General features: G+C 73.9%; 17 protein-coding genes. 13 read left to right on the top strand and 4 right to left on the bottom strand.

Annotated features, from left to right (window positions below; genetic code table 11):
• The first annotated feature begins 145 nt into the window (after positions 1–145).
• Positions 146–976, top strand: a complete 831-nt coding sequence (locus ACWCSV_RS13985) for a hypothetical protein (RefSeq protein ID WP_451141828.1) — start codon at positions 146–148, stop codon at positions 974–976.
• Positions 977–1049: 73 nt separating this feature from the next.
• Here the strand turns inward: ACWCSV_RS13985 and disA are convergent, their stop codons facing one another.
• Positions 1050–2174, bottom strand: coding sequence for a DNA integrity scanning diadenylate cyclase DisA (disA, locus tag ACWCSV_RS13980; RefSeq protein WP_266707415.1), 1125 nt, complete (start codon positions 2172–2174; stop codon positions 1050–1052).
• 80 nt (positions 2175–2254) lie between these two features.
• Positions 2255–3667: a DNA repair protein RadA gene (radA, locus tag ACWCSV_RS13975; protein ID WP_451141826.1), complete on the bottom strand. Its 1413-nt coding sequence runs from the start codon at positions 3665–3667 to the stop codon at positions 2255–2257.
• 83 nt (positions 3668–3750) lie between these two features.
• On the opposite strand from radA, the gene ACWCSV_RS13970 reads away from it, so the two are divergent.
• Positions 3751–4584: a class I SAM-dependent methyltransferase gene (locus ACWCSV_RS13970; RefSeq protein ID WP_451141824.1), complete on the top strand. Its 834-nt coding sequence runs from the start codon at positions 3751–3753 to the stop codon at positions 4582–4584.
• 255 nt (positions 4585–4839) lie between these two features.
• Complete coding sequence (locus tag ACWCSV_RS13965; protein ID WP_451141822.1) at positions 4840–6984, top strand: BACON domain-containing protein; 2145 nt, start codon at positions 4840–4842, stop codon at positions 6982–6984.
• Between the two features lie 122 nt (positions 6985–7106).
• Here ACWCSV_RS13965 and ACWCSV_RS13960 read toward each other — a convergent pair whose 3' ends face one another.
• Positions 7107–7967 (bottom strand): hypothetical protein, encoded by an 861-nt coding sequence (locus ACWCSV_RS13960; RefSeq protein ID WP_451141820.1) that lies wholly within the window; start codon positions 7965–7967, stop codon positions 7107–7109.
• Between the two features lie 39 nt (positions 7968–8006).
• On the opposite strand from ACWCSV_RS13960, the gene ACWCSV_RS13955 reads away from it, so the two are divergent.
• The 4 genes from ACWCSV_RS13955 to ilvD all read left to right on the top strand — a co-directional run bounded on the left by ACWCSV_RS13955 (position 8007) and on the right by ilvD (position 12786).
• Positions 8007–8963 (top strand): Ppx/GppA phosphatase family protein, encoded by a 957-nt coding sequence (locus tag ACWCSV_RS13955; RefSeq protein ID WP_451141818.1) that lies wholly within the window; start codon positions 8007–8009, stop codon positions 8961–8963.
• A gap of 231 nt (positions 8964–9194) precedes the next feature.
• Positions 9195–10019 carry a sugar phosphate isomerase/epimerase family protein gene (locus ACWCSV_RS13950; RefSeq protein WP_451141816.1) on the top strand — a complete coding sequence of 275 codons (825 nt, stop codon included), beginning with the start codon at positions 9195–9197 and terminating at the stop codon, positions 10017–10019.
• Positions 10016–10816, top strand: coding sequence for a TetR/AcrR family transcriptional regulator (locus tag ACWCSV_RS13945; RefSeq protein ID WP_451141814.1), 801 nt, complete (start codon positions 10016–10018; stop codon positions 10814–10816). The genes ACWCSV_RS13950 and ACWCSV_RS13945 overlap by 4 nt, the downstream gene beginning before the upstream one ends.
• 119 nt (positions 10817–10935) lie before the next feature.
• Complete coding sequence (gene ilvD, locus ACWCSV_RS13940; RefSeq protein WP_327177215.1) at positions 10936–12786, top strand: dihydroxy-acid dehydratase; 1851 nt, start codon at positions 10936–10938, stop codon at positions 12784–12786.
• A 134-nt stretch (positions 12787–12920) separates the two neighbouring features.
• Here the strand turns inward: ilvD and ACWCSV_RS13935 are convergent, their stop codons facing one another.
• Positions 12921–15239, bottom strand: a complete 2319-nt coding sequence (locus tag ACWCSV_RS13935; protein ID WP_451142083.1) for a protein kinase domain-containing protein — start codon at positions 15237–15239, stop codon at positions 12921–12923.
• Between the two features lie 124 nt (positions 15240–15363).
• On the opposite strand from ACWCSV_RS13935, the gene ACWCSV_RS13930 reads away from it, so the two are divergent.
• The 6 genes from ACWCSV_RS13930 to proC all read left to right on the top strand — a co-directional run bounded on the left by ACWCSV_RS13930 (position 15364) and on the right by proC (position 19965).
• Positions 15364–15768 carry an SH3 domain-containing protein gene (locus ACWCSV_RS13930; RefSeq protein ID WP_451141812.1) on the top strand — a complete coding sequence of 135 codons (405 nt, stop codon included), beginning with the start codon at positions 15364–15366 and terminating at the stop codon, positions 15766–15768.
• A 90-nt stretch (positions 15769–15858) separates the two neighbouring features.
• Positions 15859–16434: a hypothetical protein gene (locus ACWCSV_RS13925; protein WP_451141810.1), complete on the top strand. Its 576-nt coding sequence runs from the start codon at positions 15859–15861 to the stop codon at positions 16432–16434.
• A gap of 57 nt (positions 16435–16491) precedes the next feature.
• Entirely contained in the window at positions 16492–17292 is an 801-nt protein-coding gene (locus ACWCSV_RS13920; protein WP_451141808.1) for a class I SAM-dependent methyltransferase, read from the top strand.
• A gap of 130 nt (positions 17293–17422) precedes the next feature.
• Positions 17423–18241, top strand: coding sequence for an ABC transporter ATP-binding protein (locus tag ACWCSV_RS13915; RefSeq protein WP_451141806.1), 819 nt, complete (start codon positions 17423–17425; stop codon positions 18239–18241).
• Complete coding sequence (locus tag ACWCSV_RS13910) at positions 18238–19023, top strand: ABC transporter permease (RefSeq protein WP_451141804.1); 786 nt, start codon at positions 18238–18240, stop codon at positions 19021–19023. Before ACWCSV_RS13915 ends, ACWCSV_RS13910 begins: the two co-directional genes overlap by 4 nt.
• Positions 19024–19155: 132 nt before the next feature.
• Positions 19156–19965, top strand: a complete 810-nt coding sequence (gene proC / locus ACWCSV_RS13905) for a pyrroline-5-carboxylate reductase (protein ID WP_451141802.1) — start codon at positions 19156–19158, stop codon at positions 19963–19965.
• The last annotated feature ends 296 nt before the right edge of the window (positions 19966–20261 follow it).

Raw genomic sequence — 20261 nt, 5'->3', positions numbered from 1 at the left:
CTCGTGGTTGTCCGGTGCGTGTGCCGCGCGGCAGGTCCTCGGCAGCCCCTCAACAGGCCCTCGCGGAATGATGATCCGTAAAAGTTGACGATCGGAGCGGCGGGTGGGGCGGGAGTTGGCCACGATCTCTCGTACAGTTTGCGACGTGGGATCTCTGCGCAAACCGGTCGGCCCGCTTCCCTCCAGCATCTACTGGCGACGGAGGGTGGTAGCGGCAATTCTGGTTGCGTTCCTCGCCGCGCTGCTCGCCTGGGTCTTCCTGCCCGGCGCGGGCAAAAAGAGCCCGCCCGACGCCAAGCCCGGCAGCTCCGAGCCCGCTCAGTCGATCACCCCCGGCCCCTCCGATTCCGGGCCGGCGATCAGCCAACAGCCCGGCGGACGACATGAGTCGGGTGGCGCCGGCGAGTCCGGTGGCGGTTCTGACGGTTCGTCCGACGGGTCGAACGGCGACGGCGGCGATCCGAGCGCGAGCGCCACGGCCGGTGCGGATCCCTCCTCGGACACGGCCGGCGGCTCCGCCGCTTCGGCCGGCGGCACGGCGGGCGTCCAGGTCCCCGCGAGCTCCGCGCTCCCGGACTGCCGTCCCGCCGCCGTGCAGTTGAGCGTGCGCACCAAGGTGACGTACGACCCCGAGGAAACCCCGAAGTTCGAGCTGATCGCGAAGAACACGTCCACCGGCGACTGCAAGGCCGACCTCGGCCCGAAGGCCGTGGTGCTCACCGTCACCGACGCCAGCGGGGACGACGACGACCAGGTCTGGTCCTCGAAGGACTGCCCGACCGCGTCCGGCAGCCTCTTCTTCAAGGTCCCGGCGGGCCGGACGGTGATCCGCACCGTCGACTGGAACCGCGCCAGGAGCGCCCCGAACTGCGCGACCCCGCCGACCGGCAAGGCCGCCCCGGGGACGTACCTCCTGGAGGCCAAGGCCCCGGGCGAGCCTCTCCAGCGCGCGTCCTTCGTCCTCGCCAAGGACTGACGCCGTCAAGGGCCGACACCTCGCGGACTGACCTCGCGGACCGGTTCCCGGCAAAGGACCGCCCGCTCCGGGGTCAGACGTACCGCTCCAGGATCGAGGACTCGGCGAGCCGGGAGAGGCCCTCGCGCACGCTGCGCGCCCGCGCCTCGCCGACGCCGTCCACGGTCTGGAGGTCGTCCACGCTCGCCGCGAGCAGTTTCTGCAGTCCGCCGAAGTGCTCCACCAGCCGCTCCATGATCGCGCCGGGCAGCCGCGGCACCTTCGCCAGCAGCCGGAAACCGCGCGGGGAGACGGCCGAATCCAGCGTCTCGGGCGAACCGCTGTACCCCAGCGACCGGGCCACCACGGCGAGTTCGAGCAGCTCGGGGTGGCTCAGCGCGTCCAGCTCGGTCAGCGCCTCGGCGACCGTGCGCGAACGCTTCGCCGTCGGCTCGGGGACGTAGTCGCGTACGACGAGCTCCCGCTCCGGCTCCACGCCCGCGATCAGCTCGTCCAGCTGGAGCGCCAGCAGACGTCCGTCGGTGCCGAGCTCGACCACGTACTCCGCGATCTCCGTCGCGATCCGGCGGACCATTTCCAGCCGCTGCGCGACGGCCGTCACGTCCCGGACCGTCACCAGGTCCTCGATCTCCAGCGCGGAGAGCGTGCCGGCGACCTCGTCGAGGCGGAGCTTGTACCGCTCCAGCGTGGCGAGGGCCTGATTGGCTCGGGACAGGATCGCGGAGGACTCCTCCAGCACCCGCCGCTCGCCGTCGACGTACAGCGCGATCAGGCGCATCGACTGGGAGACCGAGACGACCGGGAAACCGCACGACTTGGAGACGCGGTCGGCCGTGCGGTGACGGGTTCCGGTCTCCTCGGTGGGGATCGAGGCGTCCGGGACGAGCTGGACGCCCGCCCGCAGGATCTTGGTGATGTCCTTGTCGAGGATGAGCGCGCCGTCGAGCTTGCACAGCTCGCGCAGACGGGTCGCGGCGAACTCGACGTTCATCACGAAACCGCCGGTGCACATCGACTCGACGGTCTTGTCCATGCCGAGGACGATCAGCCCGCCGGTGTTCCCCCGCAGGATGCGCTCCAGCCCGTCACGCAGGGCCGTTCCCGGCGCGACCGCGCTCAGCGAAGCGCGCATCAGCGCTTCGTTACCGGTGCCTTGGCCGGACTTTCCGGGCGATGATGCCCGGTCGTTGGCTGCCACTGCACTCCTCCGGTCACAGGTTTGCGGTGCCCTTGCGTCCCTCGTGCCGCGCGTGCGAGCGGGCGAGACCAGGGCAAAGTCTACCGGCGCGCGCCGTCCTCCCGTGGTGCCTCCGAACGAGACCGGCGCGGCAGCACCCTGAGAGCATCACCCATGTCGGCGACTTCTGTGACCTTCATACCGGCCGGGACCTTGCCCGGATCGCTCGGGACCAGCGCGTGCGTGAACCCGAGGCGGTGCGCCTCGGCCAGCCGGCGCTGCACGCCGGTGACCCTGCGCACCTCTCCGGCGAGACCCACCTCACCGATGGCGACCAGGTTCTTCGGGAGAGGGGTGTCGCTCGCCGCGCTCGCCAGCGCCAGCGCGATCGCCAGGTCCGCGGCGGGCTCGGTGAGCTTCACCCCGCCCACCGTCGCGCTGTAGATGTCCCGCTTGCCCAGCGCGCTGATCCGGCCCCGCTGCTCCAGCACCGCCAGCATCATCGAGACCCGCGAGGTCTCCAGACCCGAGGTGGTGCGGCGGGGCGACGGGATCTGCGAGTCGACCGTGAGTGCCTGCACCTCGGCGACCAGTGGCCGCTTGCCCTCCAGGGTGACGGTCAGACAGGTGCCGGGCACCGGCTCGTCGCGCCGCGTCAGGAAGAGGCCGGACGGATCGGCGAGACCCGTGATCCCCTCGTCGTGCAGTTCGAAGCAGCCGACCTCGTCGGTCGCGCCGTAACGGTTCTTGACGCCCCGGACCAGCCGCAGCCGCGCGTGCCGGTCCCCCTCGAACGAGAGCACCACGTCGACCAGGTGCTCCAGCAGCCGCGGCCCGGCGATGGCCCCGTCCTTGGTGACGTGGCCCACCAGCAGGGTCGCCATGCCCCGGTCCTTGGAGGCGCGGATGAGCGCCCCGGCGACCTCGCGGACCTGCGCCATGCCGCCGGGTGCGCCGTCGATCTCCGGCGACGCGACGGTCTGCACCGAGTCCAGCACCAGCAGGGAGGGCTTCACGGCGTCGAGGTGGCCGAGCACGGCCGAGAGGTCGGTCTCCGCCGCGAGGTAGAGGTGGTCGTTGATCGCCTTGATGCGGTCGGCGCGCATCCGGACCTGGCTCGCGGACTCCTCCGCGGTGACGTAGAGGGTGCGGTGCTCCTCGCTCGCGGCCTTCGCGGCCACGTCGAGCAGCAGGGTCGACTTGCCGACCCCCGGCTCCCCGGCCAGCAGCACCACGGCACCCGGGACGAGCCCGCCGCCCAGCACCCGGTCCAGCTCGCCGACCCCGGTCGAGCGGGCCGTCGCCTGACGGCTGTCGACCTGGCCGATGGGCAGCGCGGCGGTGGAGACCCGGCCGGCCGCGGTGGTGCGCACGGCGGGCGCGCCGCCGAACTCCTCGACGGTGCCCCAGGCCTGGCACTCCGGGCAGCGGCCGAGCCACTTGGCGGTCGTCCACCCGCACTCCGTGCAGCGGTAGGACGGACGGTCCTTCGTGGACTTCGTACGGGCAACCATGCCGTCACCTTATGGCCCGGCTACGACAATGGGGTTTCCGGAGGGCCGCGGGCGACCGCGGACCCATTGTGGGAGGGGACCGCATGACCAGCAGCACCACACCGTTCGACGAGGCCGAGCGCCTGAAGTGGGCGGGCCTGGCCGACGCCTACGCCGCGTCCTTCGCCCGGCTCTGCGCCCGCACCGTGCCCGATCTGCTGGACGCGGCGGGTGTGGGCGGGGAGACCCGCGTCCTGGACGTGGGCACCGGTACCGGGGCGGTGGCCGTCGCGGCGTGCGCCCGGGGCGCGGTGGTCACGGCCGTGGACGCGGAGCCGGACATGGTGAAGAGCGCCACCGAGGCGGCCCCGGCGGCCGACGTGCGGGTCGCGCGCCTGCCCGAGCTGCCCTTCGCCGACGGTGAGTTCGACGCGGTGGCCGCCAACTTCGTCCTCAACCACGTCGGGCGCCCCCGCAAGGCGCTCGCCGAACTGCGCCGGGTGACCCGCCCCGGCGGCCGGATAGCCGTCACCATCTGGGGCGCCGACTCCGGGACCGGCCAGCGTCTGCTCGGCCGGGCGGTCGCCGCAGCCGGAGCCCTCCGCCCGCCGGAGGTGCCCCCGCTCGCCCCGGAGGAGGCGTTCGAGCAGACACCCGAGGGCCTCGCCGCGCTGCTGGCGGGGGCCGGGCTGACGGACGTCTCCTGTACGGCCCTCGCCTGGGACCACCGGGCCACGGTCGAGGAGTGGTGGAGCGGGGCCGCGTCCGGGGTGGCGACGATCGGCCGCATCGTCACCGCCCAGACGCCCGCCACGGTGGCGGAGATCAAGCGCCACTACGAGGCGCTCAGCGCGGAGTTCGCGCTCCCGGGCGGCGAGGACGAGAAGCTGCTGGTGCTGCCGCACCGGGCGCTGCTGGCGTCCGGCCGGGTGGGCTGAGGGCTGTCCCTCAGGCACCCGGCCGGCCGGGTGCGTACGCCTCATGGGCTCCGGGTGGGGGCCCATGAGGGGCGCGTGGGGGTGCGGGAGCCGCGTGGGGCGGCGGGACATGCTCCGGGCGCTCCGGGGGCGCACAACGGCGCACGCGCCGGAATGGTGGGTTCCTGTCCTGTTTCGAGCGATACGTTCACCCATAGGGGTTAAAAGTCCGGAAGAGGCACCGAGGGGGTGCCCTCCTCTGCTTACGGTCGCAAGGTGACGAGCAGCAGGCTGGAGCCCCCCGCGCACACCACCGGCGCACCCCGATCGCACCGTCGCGCCCCCCACCTCCCCACACAGCGCCCGCCCGCACGTTACGAGCCGTACCTCGACGGACTCTTCACCTACTGCCTCTCCGTCCTCTGCGACCACGAAGCCGCCACCGAGGCGCTCGGAGCCGTACTCGCCGTCGCGGAACGCCAGGACGGCCGGTGCCCCACGGGCCAGGAGGAACGTAAATCCTGGCTGTACGCGCTGGCCAGATGGATGTGCCTGCGGGCGCTCGCGGAGCAGAAGCGCGGCCGTCAGGCCCACCGGAGGACGCCCAGGGACTCGGGACGGGGGGCGCGCGAGGAGCGCGGTGCCGTCCTCGCGGACGCCCTCGCCCTGGCCGCCCCGGCCGGACCCCCCGCCAAGGCATCCGCCGGAGCCCCTGCCGAAGCATCCGCCGGGGTCCCGGCCGAGGCCCCGGCTCCGGCTCCGGCTCCGGGCCCGGTCGCCGGCACCACCGGGACGCCCGCCGGAGCCCCCGCCGGGACTCCCCGGGCCACCCCCGAGGAGGCGGTCGTGCCGCCGGCCGCGGAGACCCCCGCCTCCGAGGCCCGCCGCCGCGAACTCGCCAGGCTCGCCTGGCCGGAGGCGGCCGGGACCACGCCCGAGCAGCGGGAGGCACTCGAACTCTCCGTACGCCACGGGCTCACCCCCCGCGCCGTCGCCTCCGTACTCGGACTCGACCCGGCCACCGCGCGTGAACTCCTCGCGGCGGCGGCCTGCGAGGTCGAGCGGACCCGGGCCGCGCTCGCCGTCGCGGAGGACGGCAGCTGCACCGCCGCCCGCCGCCTCACCGGCAACCGCCAGTCGCTGCTCTCCGCCCCGCTGCGCCGCGAACTCGTCCGCCACGTCGACGACTGCCCGGGCTGCCGCCGCGCCGCCGAACGGGCCGGAGCCACCGGCCCCTGGCCCGGCGTGGCCGTCGCCCCCGCCGCGGGGCTGCCCGTCGTGGAGGCGCCCCGCCCGTCCGTGCGCGTGGCGATGGTGCACGCCCAGCGCTCGCGCACCGGTTCCCCGCGCTTCGACCGGACCGGCTACCCGCTCGACCCGAAGGACCACGCGGCCCGCCGCGACCGGCTGCGCGCCCGGGTCATGACGACGACGGTCGTCGCGACGGTCGTCGCCGCCCCGGTCATCGCCCTGTGGGCGGCGGCCTACCGGGGAGCGCCGTGGGCCGGCCACGGGCACGAGGGCGCCTCGCCCGCCGCGACCGAGATGGACGCGGTGGGCGACTCGGCCGGGACCTTCGCGGACGGCCAGGACGGATACGGCCGCCACGACGGGTACGACCGGCGCGACGGACACGGCCGGCCCGGCGACGGAGGCGGTGACGGGCACGGCGGTGACGGTCACGCGGAGGACGTCCGCGCCGGTGTCCGCGGCGGCTCGCCGGACGGGTCCCACGGCCCGGACGTCACCGCCGAGGTGATCAGCGCCCGGGCGACCGGCGGCGCCCACCGGCGGGCCGGGGCGCTGACCGTCGCCGCGCGGACCTCCGGCGGTGTCACCAGCATCCGGCTGACGGCCTCCGGGGGCGCCCCCGTCGTCTGGGCGGCCCGTACCGACGCCCGCTGGCTGCGGCTCGACCACACCTCGGGCACGCTCGCGGCGGGGCGGAGCGTCACCCTGCACGTCCTGGTGGACCGCGCACGGGAGCCGCGCCACCCCTGGCGGGCCCGGGTCGTCCTGGCGCCCGGGTCCCAGCACGTACGGATCGAGGGCCGCGGCCGGACCCCCGCGTTCACCGGTTTCCCGGCAGGCGGGCCGCTCCACCACACTGCGCCCGCCGCTCCGGCCGGCCCCACGGGACCGGCCGCACCGGCGCCACCGGCCGCACCGGCGCCGGCGGCACCCACGCCCGTCCTCGCGGCCACGTCCGGGGAGAACCCGGAGCCGACGGACTCCGCGGGGCCGCCGCCGGGCGCCCCGCCGGACCCGGTCGGTTCGAGCGGCGCGCCGGACCCGTCCGGCCCGTCCTCCGCCCCGTCCGAACCGTCCGCGCCCGCCCGGTCGCCGAGTGGTTCACCCACCCGCTCCCCGGACCCGTCCGCCCAGCCCGCCGGCCCCGGCGAACCGGCCCCGGCGGGCTGAGGAACCCGTGGGCCGAGGAACCGGCGGGCTGAGGAATTGGCGGGCTGAGGTACCAGCGCGCTGAGGAACCGGCGGGCCGAGGCGAACCTCCGGCACCGGCGGACCGTGGCGCGCCACCGGCCTCAGGCCGGTGTCACCGGGTCCGCCGGGTGCGGGGCCATCGGCAGCAGCGAGGCGAGCCGCTGCTCGCAGAGCTCGACCAGCCGCGCGTACGCCTCCTTGCCCATCAGCTCCGTGAGCTCGGGGCGGTACGTCACGTACACCGGGTCACCGGCACCGTGCGCGGAGGTGGCCGAGGTGCACCACCAGTGCAGGTCGTGACCGCCCGGGCCCCAGCCCCGGCGGTCGTACTCACCGATGGAGATCTGGAGCACCCGGGTGTCGTCGGGCCGGTCGATCCAGTCGTACGTACGCCGGACCGGCAGCTGCCAGCAGACGTCCGGCTTGGTCTCCAGCGGCTCCTTGCCCTCCTTCAGGGCCAGGATGTGCAGCGAACAGCCCACGCCACCGGCGAAGCCGGGACGGTTCTGGAAGATGCAGGAGCCCTTCCAGCGGCGCGTCTGGCGCTCGCCGTCGTCGTCGATGCCGACCCACCCCGTCTCCGTACCGACGTCGTGGAACTGCCACATCTCCGGGGTCAGCCGCTCGACGTGTCCGGCCACCCGCTTCTCGTCGTCCTCGTCGGAGAAGTGCGCGCCCAGCGTGCAGCAGCCGTCGTCCGCCCGGCCCGCCTGGATGCCCTGGCAGCCGCTGCCGAAGATGCAGGCCCACCGGGAGGTCAGCCACGTCAGGTCGCAGCGGAACACCTGCTCGTCGTCGGCGGGGTCCGGGAACTCCACCCACGCCCGGGGAAAATCGATCCCCTTCTCGTCGGACCGGTCGGGTCCGTTCTGTTCCGTCCGCTGACTCTCCTGATTCTTCTCCTGATTGGTTTTAGGCTTCTTCGTCGCTTTGCCCGGCTTCGCCTTGTTCGTCTTTGGCACGCGCCAAGCGTAAGTCCCTTTCGGCGTAGCGTTCCGGGTATGAGACTCGGAGTCCTCGACGTGGGGTCGAACACGGTTCATCTGCTGGCGATGGACGCCCACCCCGGCGCCCGGCCGCTGCCCGCGCACTCGCACAAGACGGAGCTCCGCCTCGCCCAGCTCCTCGACGCGGACGGGGCGATCGGCCGCCAGGGCGTCGACCGGCTGGTCGCCACGGTGGCCGAGGCGGTCCAGGCCGCCGAGGACAAGGGGTGCGAGGAGGTGCTGGCGTTCGCGACCTCGGCGGTACGGGACGCCACCAACGCCGACGAGGTGCTGGGCCGGGTCCGCGCCGAGACCGGGGTCGACCTCGCGGTGCTCAGCGGCGAGGAGGAGGCGCGGCTGACCTTCCTGGCCGCCCGCCGCTGGTTCGGCTGGTCGGCGGGGAAGCTGCTGCTCCTCGACATCGGCGGCGGTTCGCTGGAGATCGCGCTCGGACTGGACGAGGAGCCCGCGGCCGCCGTGTCGCTGCCGCTCGGCGCCGGCCGTCTCACCGCCGGCTGGCTGCACGGCGATCCCGCCCGGCCCGCCGACCCGGCTCAGCTGCGCGAGCTGCGCCGGTACGTCCGCGCCGGCATAGCCCGTACGGTCGGGGAGTTCAGCCGCCACGGCGGGCCCGACCGGGTGGTCGCCACCTCGAAGACCTTCAAGCAGCTCGCCCGGATGGCCGGGGCGGCCCGCTCCACGGAGGGGCTGTACACCCGGCGGACCCTCTCCGTCGCCGCCCTGGGGGAGTGGGTGCCCAAGCTGGCGACGATGACCGCCGAGGAACGCGGCCACCTCCCCGGCGTCTCCCCGGACCGGGCCGGCCAGCTGCTCGCCGGGGCGCTCGTCGCCGAGGGCGCGATGGACCTCTTCGGGATCACCGAGCTGGAGATCTGCCCCTGGGCGCTCCGCGAGGGCGTCATCCTGCGCCGCCTCGACCACCTCCCGGCGGAACGCATCGCGCTGAGCTGACGCCGACGGGCGGGGCTGACGGGCGGGGCTGACGGGTGGGGCTGACGGGTGGGGCTGACGAGGGAAGGGGCCGGGCGGCCGTGGCGGGGCGAGTCGCGCCGAGCCGGCGGGCGGGGAACCACGAGCGGGGCTGTTTCCGGCCGTTCGCGGGTTCCGGCGCCCGTTCATGGCCCTTCTCACTTTCGCTCCCGCCCTCTCGGCGGCGCGCGATCGGGCCCGTACGCTGTCCAGGTGGCAGATCCAGCGGTGCGCATCCCCGATGCGAAGGTCGCCCTGTCGACGGCCTCGGTCTATCCGGAGTCGACGGCGACGGCCTTCGAGATCGCCGCGCGCCTGGGGTACGACGGTGTCGAGGTCATGGTGTGGACCGATCCGGTCAGCCAGGACATCGAGGCGCTGCGGCGCCTCTCCGACTACCACCAGGTCCCGATCCTCGCCGTGCACGCGCCCTGTCTGCTGATCACCCAGCGGGTCTGGTCCACCGATCCGTGGGTCAAGCTCCAGCGGGCGAGGGCCGCCGCCGAGCGGCTCGGCGCCTCCGCCGTCGTGGTCCACCCGCCGTTCCGGTGGCAGCGCACCTACGCCCGCGACTTCGTCGACGGGATCTGGCGCATGGCGAACGAGACCGACGTCCGGTTCGCCGTCGAGAACATGTATCCGTGGCGCTACCGGGACCGCGAGATGCTCGCGTACGCCCCGGACTGGGACGTCACCCACGACGACTACCGGCACTTCACCGTCGACCTCTCGCACACCTCGACGGCCCGTACGGACGGCCTGGCCATGGTGGACCGGATGGGCGACCGGCTCGCCCACGTCCACCTCGCGGACGGCAAGGGCTCCGGGAAGGACGAGCACCTGGTGCCCGGCCGGGGCGACCAGCCCTGCGCGGAGCTGTTGGAGCGGCTGGCGCGCACCGGGTTCGACGGGCACGTGGTCCTGGAGGTCAACACCCGCCGGGCCATGTCCTCCGCCGAACGCGAGGCCGATCTCGCCGAGGCACTCGCCTTCACCCGGCTCCACCTCGCCTCGGCCAAGCGGACGCCCCGGCCGTGACCTCCCGCTCCACGCCGGACCGTTCCACGCCGGACCGTTCCGCGCCGGACCGTTCCGCGCCGGACCGTTCCGCGCCGGACCGCGCGGGTTCCGTCCCCGGGGGCCCCGCCGCCCCCCGCCGCCGGGGCCGTCCCTCGCGCGCCGCCGCCCAGGACGGCCCGGACGCCCGTACCCGCATCCTGGAGTCGGCCCGTACGGAGTTCGCCGAGCGCGGCTACGACAAGGCGTCGATGCGCTCCATCGCCCGGGCCGCCGGGGTCGACGCGGCGCTGGTCCACCACTACTTCGGTACGAAGGACGAGGTGTTCGCGGCAGCCGTGGAGCTCTCCTTCGAGCCCGCCCTCGTCGTCCCGCAGATCCTGGGCGGCCCGATCGAGGGGGTGGGGGAGCGGATGGCCCGCTACTTCGTCTCCGTGTGGGAGAACCCCGTCAGCCGGGCGCCACTGCTGGCGATCGTCCGGTCCGCGCTCACCCACGAGGCGGCGGCGAAGGTGCTGCGCACCTTCGTGCTGCGGCGGCTGCTGGAGCGGATCGCGGCGGAACTGGACGTACCCGACCCGACGTTCCGCGCCGAACTGGCCGCCTCGCACATGGTCGGCATCGCGATCCTGCGCTACGTCGTACGGACCGAGCCGCTCGCGTCGGCGGACCCGGAGCGGATCATCGCGATGGTCGCTCCCACCATCCAGCGCTATCTGACCGAGGACGGCCCGCACGCCGGGGCGGCCCCGGCGGACCCGGCGGCGGGCCCACCCTGCGGACCGGATTCAGGCGGGGCCGCACCGACCGCTCCGTGAGCAGAGCGTCCCGTTATCCGGACAGGCTGTCCAGATCCTGGAGGCGGGGCGTACGCTCGGAACAGTCTTTTCCGTCGAAGTGGACAGTCTTTCTTTATCTGTCGAAGGAGCGAGCGACGATGCCGCAGCTGAGGTCCCGCACTGTCACCCACGGTCGCAACATGGCGGGCGCGCGCGCCCTTATGCGGGCGTCGGGCGTAGCGAGCGAGGACATCGGCAAGCCGATCATCGCCGTCGCGAACTCCTTCACCGAGTTCGTCCCCGGTCACACCCACCTGTCGCCGGTCGGCCGGATCGTCTCCGAGGCGATCCACGCCGCGGGCGCGGTGCCGCGCGAGTTCAACACGATCGCGGTGGACGACGGCATCGCGATGGGCCACGGCGGCATGCTCTACAGCCTGCCCTCGCGCGACCTGATCGCCGACTCGGTCGAGTACATGGTCGAGGCGCACTGCGCGGACGCGCTGATCTGCATCTCCAACTGCGACAAGATCACCCCCGGCATGCTGATGGCGGCCCTCCGCCTCAACATCCCGACGATCTTCGTCTCCGGCGGCCCCATGGAGTCCGGCCGGGCCACCCTCGTCGACGGCACCGTGCGCACCCTCGACCTCGTCGACGCCATGTCCGACGCGGTCAACGACAAGATCTCCGACGCGGACATGCTCCGTATCGAGGAGAACGCCTGTCCCACCTGCGGCTCCTGCTCCGGCATGTTCACGGCCAACTCCATGAACTGCCTCGCCGAGGCCATCGGCCTCGCCCTCCCGGGCAACGGCTCGACGCTCGCCACCCACACCGCCCGCCGCGCCCTCTACGAGGACGCCGGCCGCACGATCGTCGAGATCACCAAGCGCCACTACGAGCAGGACGACGCGACCGTCCTGCCCCGCGCCATCGCGAGCCGCGCCGCGTTCGAGAACGCCATGGCCCTGGACATCGCCATGGGCGGCTCCACCAACACGATCCTGCACCTCCTCGCCGCCGCCCAGGAGGCCGAGCTCGACTTCGGCCTGCCGGAGATGGACGAGATCTCGCGCCGCGTCCCCTGCCTCGCCAAGGTCGCGCCGAACGTCGCCAAGAGCCGTACGTACTACATGGAGGACGTCCACCGCGCCGGCGGCATCCCCGCCATCCTCGGCGAGCTGCACCGCGGCGGACTCCTCAACGAGGACGTCCACTCCGTCCACTCCGCCTCCCTCGCCGACTGGCTGAAGAACTGGGACGTGCGCGGCGGTTCGCCCGCCCCCGAGGCCGTCGAGCTGTGGCATGCCGCTCCCGGCTGCGTCCGCTCCGCCACCGCCTTCTCGCAGTCCGAGCGCTGGGACACCCTCGACACGGACGCCGCCGAGGGCTGCATCCGCTCCGTCGAGCACGCCTACTCCAAGGACGGCGGTCTCGCGGTCCTCAAGGGCAACCTCGCCGTGGACGGCTGCGTCGTGAAGACGGCCGGTGTGGACGAGTCGATCTGGACCTTCGAGGGCCCGGCCGTCGTCTGCGAGTCGCAGGAGGCGGCCGTCGAGAAGATCCTGCTGAAGCAGGTCAAGGAGGGCGACGTGGTCGTCATCCGCTACGAGGGCCCCAAGGGCGGACCCGGCATGCAGGAGATGCTCTACCCGACCTCGTACCTGAAGGGCCGCGGCCTCGGCAAGGCGTGCGCGCTGATCACCGACGGCCGGTTCTCCGGCGGTACGTCGGGCCTGTCGATCGGCCACGCCTCCCCCGAGGCGGCCTCCGGCGGCACGATCGCGCTGGTCGAGGACGGCGACCGCATCCGCATCGACATCCCGAACCGCTCCATCGAGCTGCTCGTCCCGGACGCCGAACTGGCGGCCCGCCGCGAGGCGCTGAACGGCGTGTACGCGCCGAAGAACCGCGAGCGCAAGGTCTCGGCCGCGCTGCGCGCCTACGCCGCGATGGCGACCAGCGCGGACCGGGGCGCGGTGCGCGACGTCTCCAAGCTCGGCTGATCACGCACGTACCCCGCCGAACGCCCGGCCACCCCGCGAGGGGGGCCGGGCGTTCCGGCGTTCCGGTCCGGCCCCACCAGGCTGCCGGACCGAGCCCCACGCCTCAGCGGGCGGCCGGACCTGAGCCCCACGCCTCACCAGGCCGCCGGATCGCTCCCGTCCACCGCGAACACCGAGCCGTCCGGCGCCGTGCCGACGACGTGTCCGCCGACCGGTACGGGTGCGGACGGCCAGGAGGTCGTCGCGAGCTCCCCCGACCCCAGCCGGGGGGCCGTCTGTCCGAGCAGGGTGCCCCGCCGGGTGTCCACGGCGAGGAGCCGCCCGTCCGCCGCCGAGAAGTACAGGCGGTCGTCCGCCGCCGGCACCGGGACCGACGACAGCCCCACCCCGGTCTCCAGCCGCCACCGTTCGGCACTGCCGCCGTCGGCCGCGGCCCGGGTCCGCAGGGCCACGACGGCGCCGCCGGGCGCCAGCAGATAGGCGGTGTCACCGCCGACGACGACGTTCGGTCCGGTCATCCGGAACGGCAGCGGAATCCGTTCCGCCGTCCGCCCTCCCGGGTCGTACCGCACCAGAGCGTCCGTAGCCGAGTTCTCTCCCGTCGCCCTCAGGATCAGCGCCCCTTCCGACACGCCGACGGGCGTCAGCATGCCGTCCAGCCGCCGCTGCCACCGGAGGCCGCCCGACGCCGCGTCGATCGCCGTGACGAGGGTGGTCTCCCTGTCCGACGCGTTCTCGTAGAGATAGGCGACCCCGGTCGCGGGGTCGTGGAAGCCGAAGGCCGGCAGCGTGTGCCCGGCGAGTCGTTCGCTCCAGCGCACCGCCCCGGTCCCGGAGTCGAGCCCCTCGGCGGCGCCCCCGCCGCCGAGGCGGAGCAGCGTGTTCCCCGTGCTCCGGAGGGTGCCGGTGGCCGGGGGCGTGTCCGTCGACCACACCTGCTCGCCGCCCTCGGAGCCGTAGGCCCGGAGAGCCACGCCCGGCTCCTCCACCAGAACGGCCCTGCCGCCCGGGGCGAGCGCCTCCCCCTCGAACGAGGAGTCCCGGTGCGACCAGAGGACGTGCCCGTCCGCAGGGTCGACCCGGGCGATGCCGTAGCCGGACGCGGAGCAGTAGAGCGCGGCCTCGTGCGTACCCCCGCCGGACGCGGACACGCCGCCCCCGCCGGACGCGGCCGCCGTGAAGCAGTACGGGATCGAGCCGGCCGCCCCCGGCAGGACGGTCCGCCACGGGACGAAGGTGTCCGCCGTGCCCGGCGCGGCACCGTCCGGCTCCGCCGTCCGGCCCGGCGGAGTACCCGCACCCACCTCCGCGTACACCACACCCCCGGTGGCGAGCGCCAGCAGCGCCGCCGCGCCCGCCACCCACCGTGCGCGGCGCGTCGGCCGCCGCCCGGCCGCCGGGGCACGGTCCGGTGGGACGGGCCCGCCCCGTACGTGGGTCGTCCCGGCGGAGGGAGGCGGGCCGGCCGGGGAGACGTCCTGCGGGGCCTCCGGGCTTCGGGGGCCGCCCCGCTCCCGCGGGTGCGTCGGGGCCGCCGCGTCCTCCGGGAGCCGCTCCGCGTCCTCCCGGGCACTGGATTCCCCGGGCGCCGGGCGCCGCTGGGCCGGCACGAAGGCCGCCGCGTCGTACGACGGCGGCAGCAGCGCCGCCATGATCTCGTCCGGTGTAGGCCGCTGCGCCGGGTCCTTCGCCAGGCACTGCGCGACGAGCGCGGTGAGATCGGCGGGCACCCCGGTCAGATCGGCCTCGTCGTGCACCACCTGGTACGCCACCAGATACGGGCTGTCCGAGTCGAACGGCCCCCGCCCCGTCGCCGCGTGGACCAGCACCGCGCCCAGCGCGAACACGTCGGCGGCCGGTCCGACCTCACGCGGACGCTGGAACTGCTCGGGCGCCATGTAGGGCGGCGAGCCGATCAGCTTCCCGGTCTCCGTGCGCAGCTCGCTGTCGTACGGACGGGAGATCCCGAAGTCGATGACCCGCGGCCCGGAATCCGGCAGCAGCACATTGCTCGGCTTCAGATCGCGGTGGATGACACCGGCCCGGTGGATGTCCCGCAGCGCCTCGGCGAGTCCGGCGGTGAGGCGTCGCAGTTGCGCGGGGTTCATCGGGCCGTTCCGCTTCACCTGGACGGAGAGCGTCGGACCGGGCACGTACAGCGTCGCCATCCAGGGCAGCGCGGCCGCCGGATCGGCGTCGACGACCGGCGCCGTGAAGGCTCCGCTGACCCGTCGGGCGGCCGCGACCTCCTGCCGGAAACGAGCCCGGAACTCGGGGTCCGCCGCGTAGCCCCGGTGCACGATCTTGATCGCCAGCGGGAGCCCGGACGCGGACGTGGCGAGGTGCACCACACCCATGCCGCCTTCGCCGAGGCGCCCTTCCAGGCGGTACCGGCCGGCGTACTCGGGATGTTCCGCTTCCGGACCCGACCCGGCTTCCCGCAGCGGCGCCATCACCCACCCCCGTGTGTTCGACCGCAAGCGCGACGCTCGGAGCCTATTCGATGCTTCGTCCGTACGCCGCAAGGGTTGTTAGCCTGCGCGTCACCTGTACCGATCACCTCCGGGGGAGGGCCTCATGGCCATCGAAGAGAACGTCGCCGTAGCCGCCGAACCATCGAACGCGACCGAACATCCGACAGCCCTGGTGGCCGCCCCCACGCCGGTCGTGCCGGAGACGGCGGTGACCTTGGGCATCGAGCCGGTCGGTGCCGCGACGACCGCCTCGTACGAGGTTCCCCGCTACCCGATCGCGCCGGGCTACCGCGTCAACGTCCGCAGCGGACCGGGCACCGGCTACTCCATCGTCCGGGTGATGCCGTACGGGATGAGCGTGCCGATCTTCTGCCAGAAGACGGGCGAGCGGGTCACCGGCCCCTACGGCTCCTCGAACCTCTGGGACTGCATCGCGAACGGCGAGTACGTGTCGGACGCGTACGTGCACACCGGCAGCGACGGCTGGGTCGCCAGCCGCTGCGCCTGACAGCCGCCGCGCCCGGCCGGGATCCGGCCGGTCCGGCCGGCGGGGCGTGGGACGTGCCCCGCCGGCCGGGCGGCGCGGATAATCGAGGACGTGAGCGAGAAGAGTGTGACCACCGGAACCGACGGAATCACCGGCGCGAGCCCGCACGGCGGCACGGCCCCCGGCCCGCAGCCGGAGGCGCTCCGCTTCTTCGGCACCACCTGGGTCGACCACGACGGCGGATACCCACTGCGGCGCGTCGGCGTCTCGGCCGGTTCGCTGGCCGCGGCCGTCGCCTCCTGCGTGGTCCTGCGCTTCGCCTTCAGCGGCCTGGAGGTCGCCGCGATCGGCAGCTTCCTGAACATCCTGGTCGTGCTGATGTTCGCCGTGTGCAGCGCCATCGCGTTCCGCAAGACCTGGGAGGGCTTCCGCAGCCGCCCGGCGGACCCGGGCCGCGAGGACAACCTGCGGGGCCTCAAGACGATCGGCTTCGTCGGCTCCCTGCTCGCGTACTTCGTCCGCTCGCTCCGCGAAGCACCCGGCGAGACGCTGCTGCGCACCGAGTACGAGACCGCCCTCGCCCGCTACGCCAAGCGCCGCACGACCCGCACCGGCAACCCGGCGGTCCGCGAGGCCGGCAAGGCCGGTAAGCCCGGTAAGCCCGGTAAGCCCGGGACCGGCAAGTAGGCCCGCAAGGGCAGGTACGGGCCGCCGCGTCCCCATGACTCCCGAAGGAAATGCCGTATGCCGACCACGCCGCCCGCCACCCCTTCACCCGCCGCCGCGTCGGTCCGCGCGCTCTCGTTCAGCGGGGCCGCCGCCCTGTACGCCGCCGCCCGGCCCGGCTACCCGCCGGAGGTGTTCGCGGCCCTGGAGGAGGTGACCGGACGCTCCCTCGCCACGCTGAGCGCGGTCGACGTGGGCGCGGGCACCGGCATGGCCACCCGCGAACTCGTCACGCGCGGCGCCCGCGTCACCGCCGTCGAACCGGGCGCCGGGATGGCCGCCGAACTGCGCCGGGCCCTGCCCGGGGTGCCGGTGGTGCGCGGCGACGGCAACCGGCTCCCGTTCGCCGACGGCTCCGTCGACCTCGTCACGTACGCCCAGTCCTGGCACTGGACCGACCAGGCCCGCTCCTGGCCGGAAGCCGTCCGCGTACTGCGCCCCGGCGGGGTCCTCGCGCTCTGGTGGAACGTCGCCGACCACCGGACCCCCTGGGTCGCCGAACAGGACACCCGCATCCGCCGCCACCTGGGCGCGGACCACGGCGTGCACGCCACCCCCGCCCCGGGCACCCCGTCCCGTGCCGTCGGCCTGCCCGAGGAGGGACCCGCGGGCCGGCTGCTGCCCTGGTCGCGCCGGGTGAGCCTCCGTACCCACCTGGACAACCTCGCCAGCCACTCCGCGTTCCTGGTGCGGGGCGAGGAGCACGCCGAGGCCGACCGCCGGTTCTTCGGCGAGGAGGGCGCCCGCCTGCGGGAGATCTTCCCCGACGGCACGGTCGAGGAGCGGTACGTCGTCGACCTGACGACCGTCACGGTCTGAGGCCCCCGTCTGCCGCACCGCTTCGACAGGCCGCCGGCACCAGTCCCTGAGCCCGGAGCCCCGGAATTCCCCGGGACTCCGGGCTTTCCCATGCCTTGACGCCGGGACCACCGCGGAGCATATTCATCGCATGATGAATAATCAGCGCACCGCCGGCTCCGACCCCGCGCCACCACCACCCGGAGCCCCGGCGCCCGCGGCCGTCCGTGCCGAGGGCCTCACCGTCGTACGCGGCGACCGCACCGTGCTGCGCGGCCTCGGCTTCACCGTCGAGCCCGGCAGGATCACCGGCCTCCTCGGCCCCTCCGGCTGCGGCAAGAGCACGCTGATGCGCGCGATCGTCGGCACCCAGGCCCAGGTCAGCGGCGCCCTCGACGTCCTCGGTGCCCCGGCCGGACACCCCGGCCTCCGTTCGCGCGTCGGGTACGTCACCCAGGCCCCGTCCGTCTACACCGACCTCACGGTCCGCCAGAACCTCGAGTACTTCGCGGCCGTGCTCCTCCCCGGCCGCGCCCACCGCTCCACCCGCCGCGCCGCCGTCGCCCGCGCCATCGACGACGTGGACCTCGCCGGCCACGCGGACGCCCTGGCCGGCCGCCTCTCCGGCGGGCAGCGCAGCCGCGTCTCCCTCGCCGTCGCCCTGCTCGGGGAGCCCGAACTCCTCGTCCTGGACGAACCGACCGTCGGCCTCGACCCCGTCCTCCGCCGCGACCTGTGGAACCTCTTCCACGCCCTCGCCGCCGACCGGGGCACCACCATCCTGGTCTCCTCCCACGTCATGGACGAGGCCGAGCGCTGCCACCGGCTGCTCCTGATGCGCGAGGGCGCGCTCCTCGCCACGGGGACCCCTCAGGAGCTGCGTACCCGTACCGCGAGCACGACCGTGGAGGAGGCCTTCCTCCGCCTCGTCGACGAAGCGTCCGCCCAGCCCGAGGAGACCGCGCGATGAGCGGCGACACCCTTCCCGCAGCCACTCCCGCACCGGCCCGGCCCCTCACCCCGGCCCGCACCCTCGCCACCGCGGGCCGCGTCCTGCGCCAGCTCCGCCACGACCCCCGCACCATCGCGCTGCTGCTGGTGATCCCCGTCGTGATGATCGTCCTGCTGCGGTACGTCTTCGACGGCAGCCCGGAGACCTTCGACTCCATCGGCGCCTCGCTGCTCGGGATCTTCCCGCTCATCACGATGTTCCTGGTGACCTCGATCGCCACCCTGCGCGAACGCACCTCCGGAACCCTGGAACGCCTCCTCGCCCAGCCCCTCGGCAAGGGCGACCTGATCGCCGGCTACGCCCTCGCCTTCGGGGCGATCGCCGTCGTCCAGACCCTGCTGGCCACCGCCGTCTCCGTCCGGCTCCTCGGCCTCGACGTCGTCGGCTCGCCCTGGCTGCTGATGCTGGTGGCGCTGCTCGACGCCCTGCTCGGCACGGCACTCGGCCTCTTCGTCTCCGCGTTCGCCGCCTCCGAGTTCCAGGCCGTCCAGTTCATGCCGGCGGTGATCTTCCCGCAGCTCCTGCTCTGCGGCCTCTTCACCCCGCGTGACCGGATGCAGCCAGTCCTGGAGGCGCTCTCGAACGTCCTCCCCATGTCGTACGCCGTGGACGGCATGAACCAGGTGCTCCACCACCCCGACATCACCGGCGACTTCGTCCGGGACGTCGTCGTCGTCGCGGGCTGCGCCCTGCTGGTCCTCGGCCTCGGAGCGGCCACCCTCCGCCGCCGTACCGCCTGAGCCTGTCCGCCCTGCGGTCACCCGACCGGCTCCGGGCTGGCCCGGTGCGAGGATGACCGCGACGAGCACGGGACGGAGCCCGGAGCACACCGTGTGCCGAGAACCGTGAGCACAGCCCGGAGGGTGAACCGCATGACCCAGACAGTCGCAGTCCTCGGCACCGGCAAGATCGGCGAGGCGCTCCTCAGCGGAATGATCCGGGCCGGCTGGCGCCCGGCGAACCTGCTGGTCACCACCCGCCGCCCCGAGCGCGCCGAGGAGCTGCGGAGCCGCTACGGAGTCGAGTCGGCCGGCAACGCGGAAGCGGCCAAGAGCGCGGACATCCTCATCCTCGCGGTGAAGCCCCAGGACATGGGCACCCTGCTGGACGAGCTCGCCCCGCACCTGACCGCCGACCGGCTCGTCATCAGCGCCGCCGCCGGCATCACCACGGCGTTCATCGAGGACCGGCTGCCGTCCGGCACTCCGGTGGTCCGGGTCATGCCGAACACCCCCGTGCTCGTGGACGAGGGGATGTCCGTCCTCTCCGCCGGCAGCCACGCGACGGGCGACCACCTCGCCACCACCGAGGAGATCTTCGGCGGCGTCGGCAAGACGCTCCGGGTCCCCGAGTCCCAGCAGGACGCGGCCACCGCCCTCTCCGGTTCGGGCCCGGCGTACTTCTACTTCCTGGTCGAGGCGATGACCGATGCCGGAATCCTCCTCGGCCTCCCGCGCGCCCAGGCCCACGACCTGATCGTGCAGGCGGCGATCGGCGCCGCGGTGATGCTCCGCGACAGCGGCGAACACCCGGTCAAGCTCCGCGAGGCCGTGACCAGCCCCGCCGGCACCACCATCAGCGCCATCCGCGAGCTGGAGAACCACGGCGTGCGCGCCGCCCTGATCGCCGCCCTCGAAGCGGCCCGCGACCGCAGCCGCGAGCTCGCCTCCGGCCAGGGCTGACCCGGTACGGACCCCGCGGGGCCCGCCGCCGCACCGCGCGGTCCGGGCCCGGCGGCGGGCGGCGACGCCCGGGCCAACCCCCGGGGTTGACACGCCGCTCCCCGATCCGTAATGTGCTCCGAGTTGTCCGACGTGAGCGCCGACCCCGGTCGGTCCCCGGACAGCCATTCCGCACCACCATTCAACAAGGCCCGGCTTTCCGTCGTGTGCCTTTGCGTGTGCTTGTGTGAAATGAGGATTGCCTGTTCGAGAGAACGGCCCCGATTAGCGTCGGAGCCCGGGAATCCGCTAATGTC

This window comes from Streptomyces sp. NPDC001770 (assembly GCF_053596135.1).
Note: the sequence above shows the minus strand (reverse complement) of the source record. Positions and strands in the feature narration are given on the sequence as shown.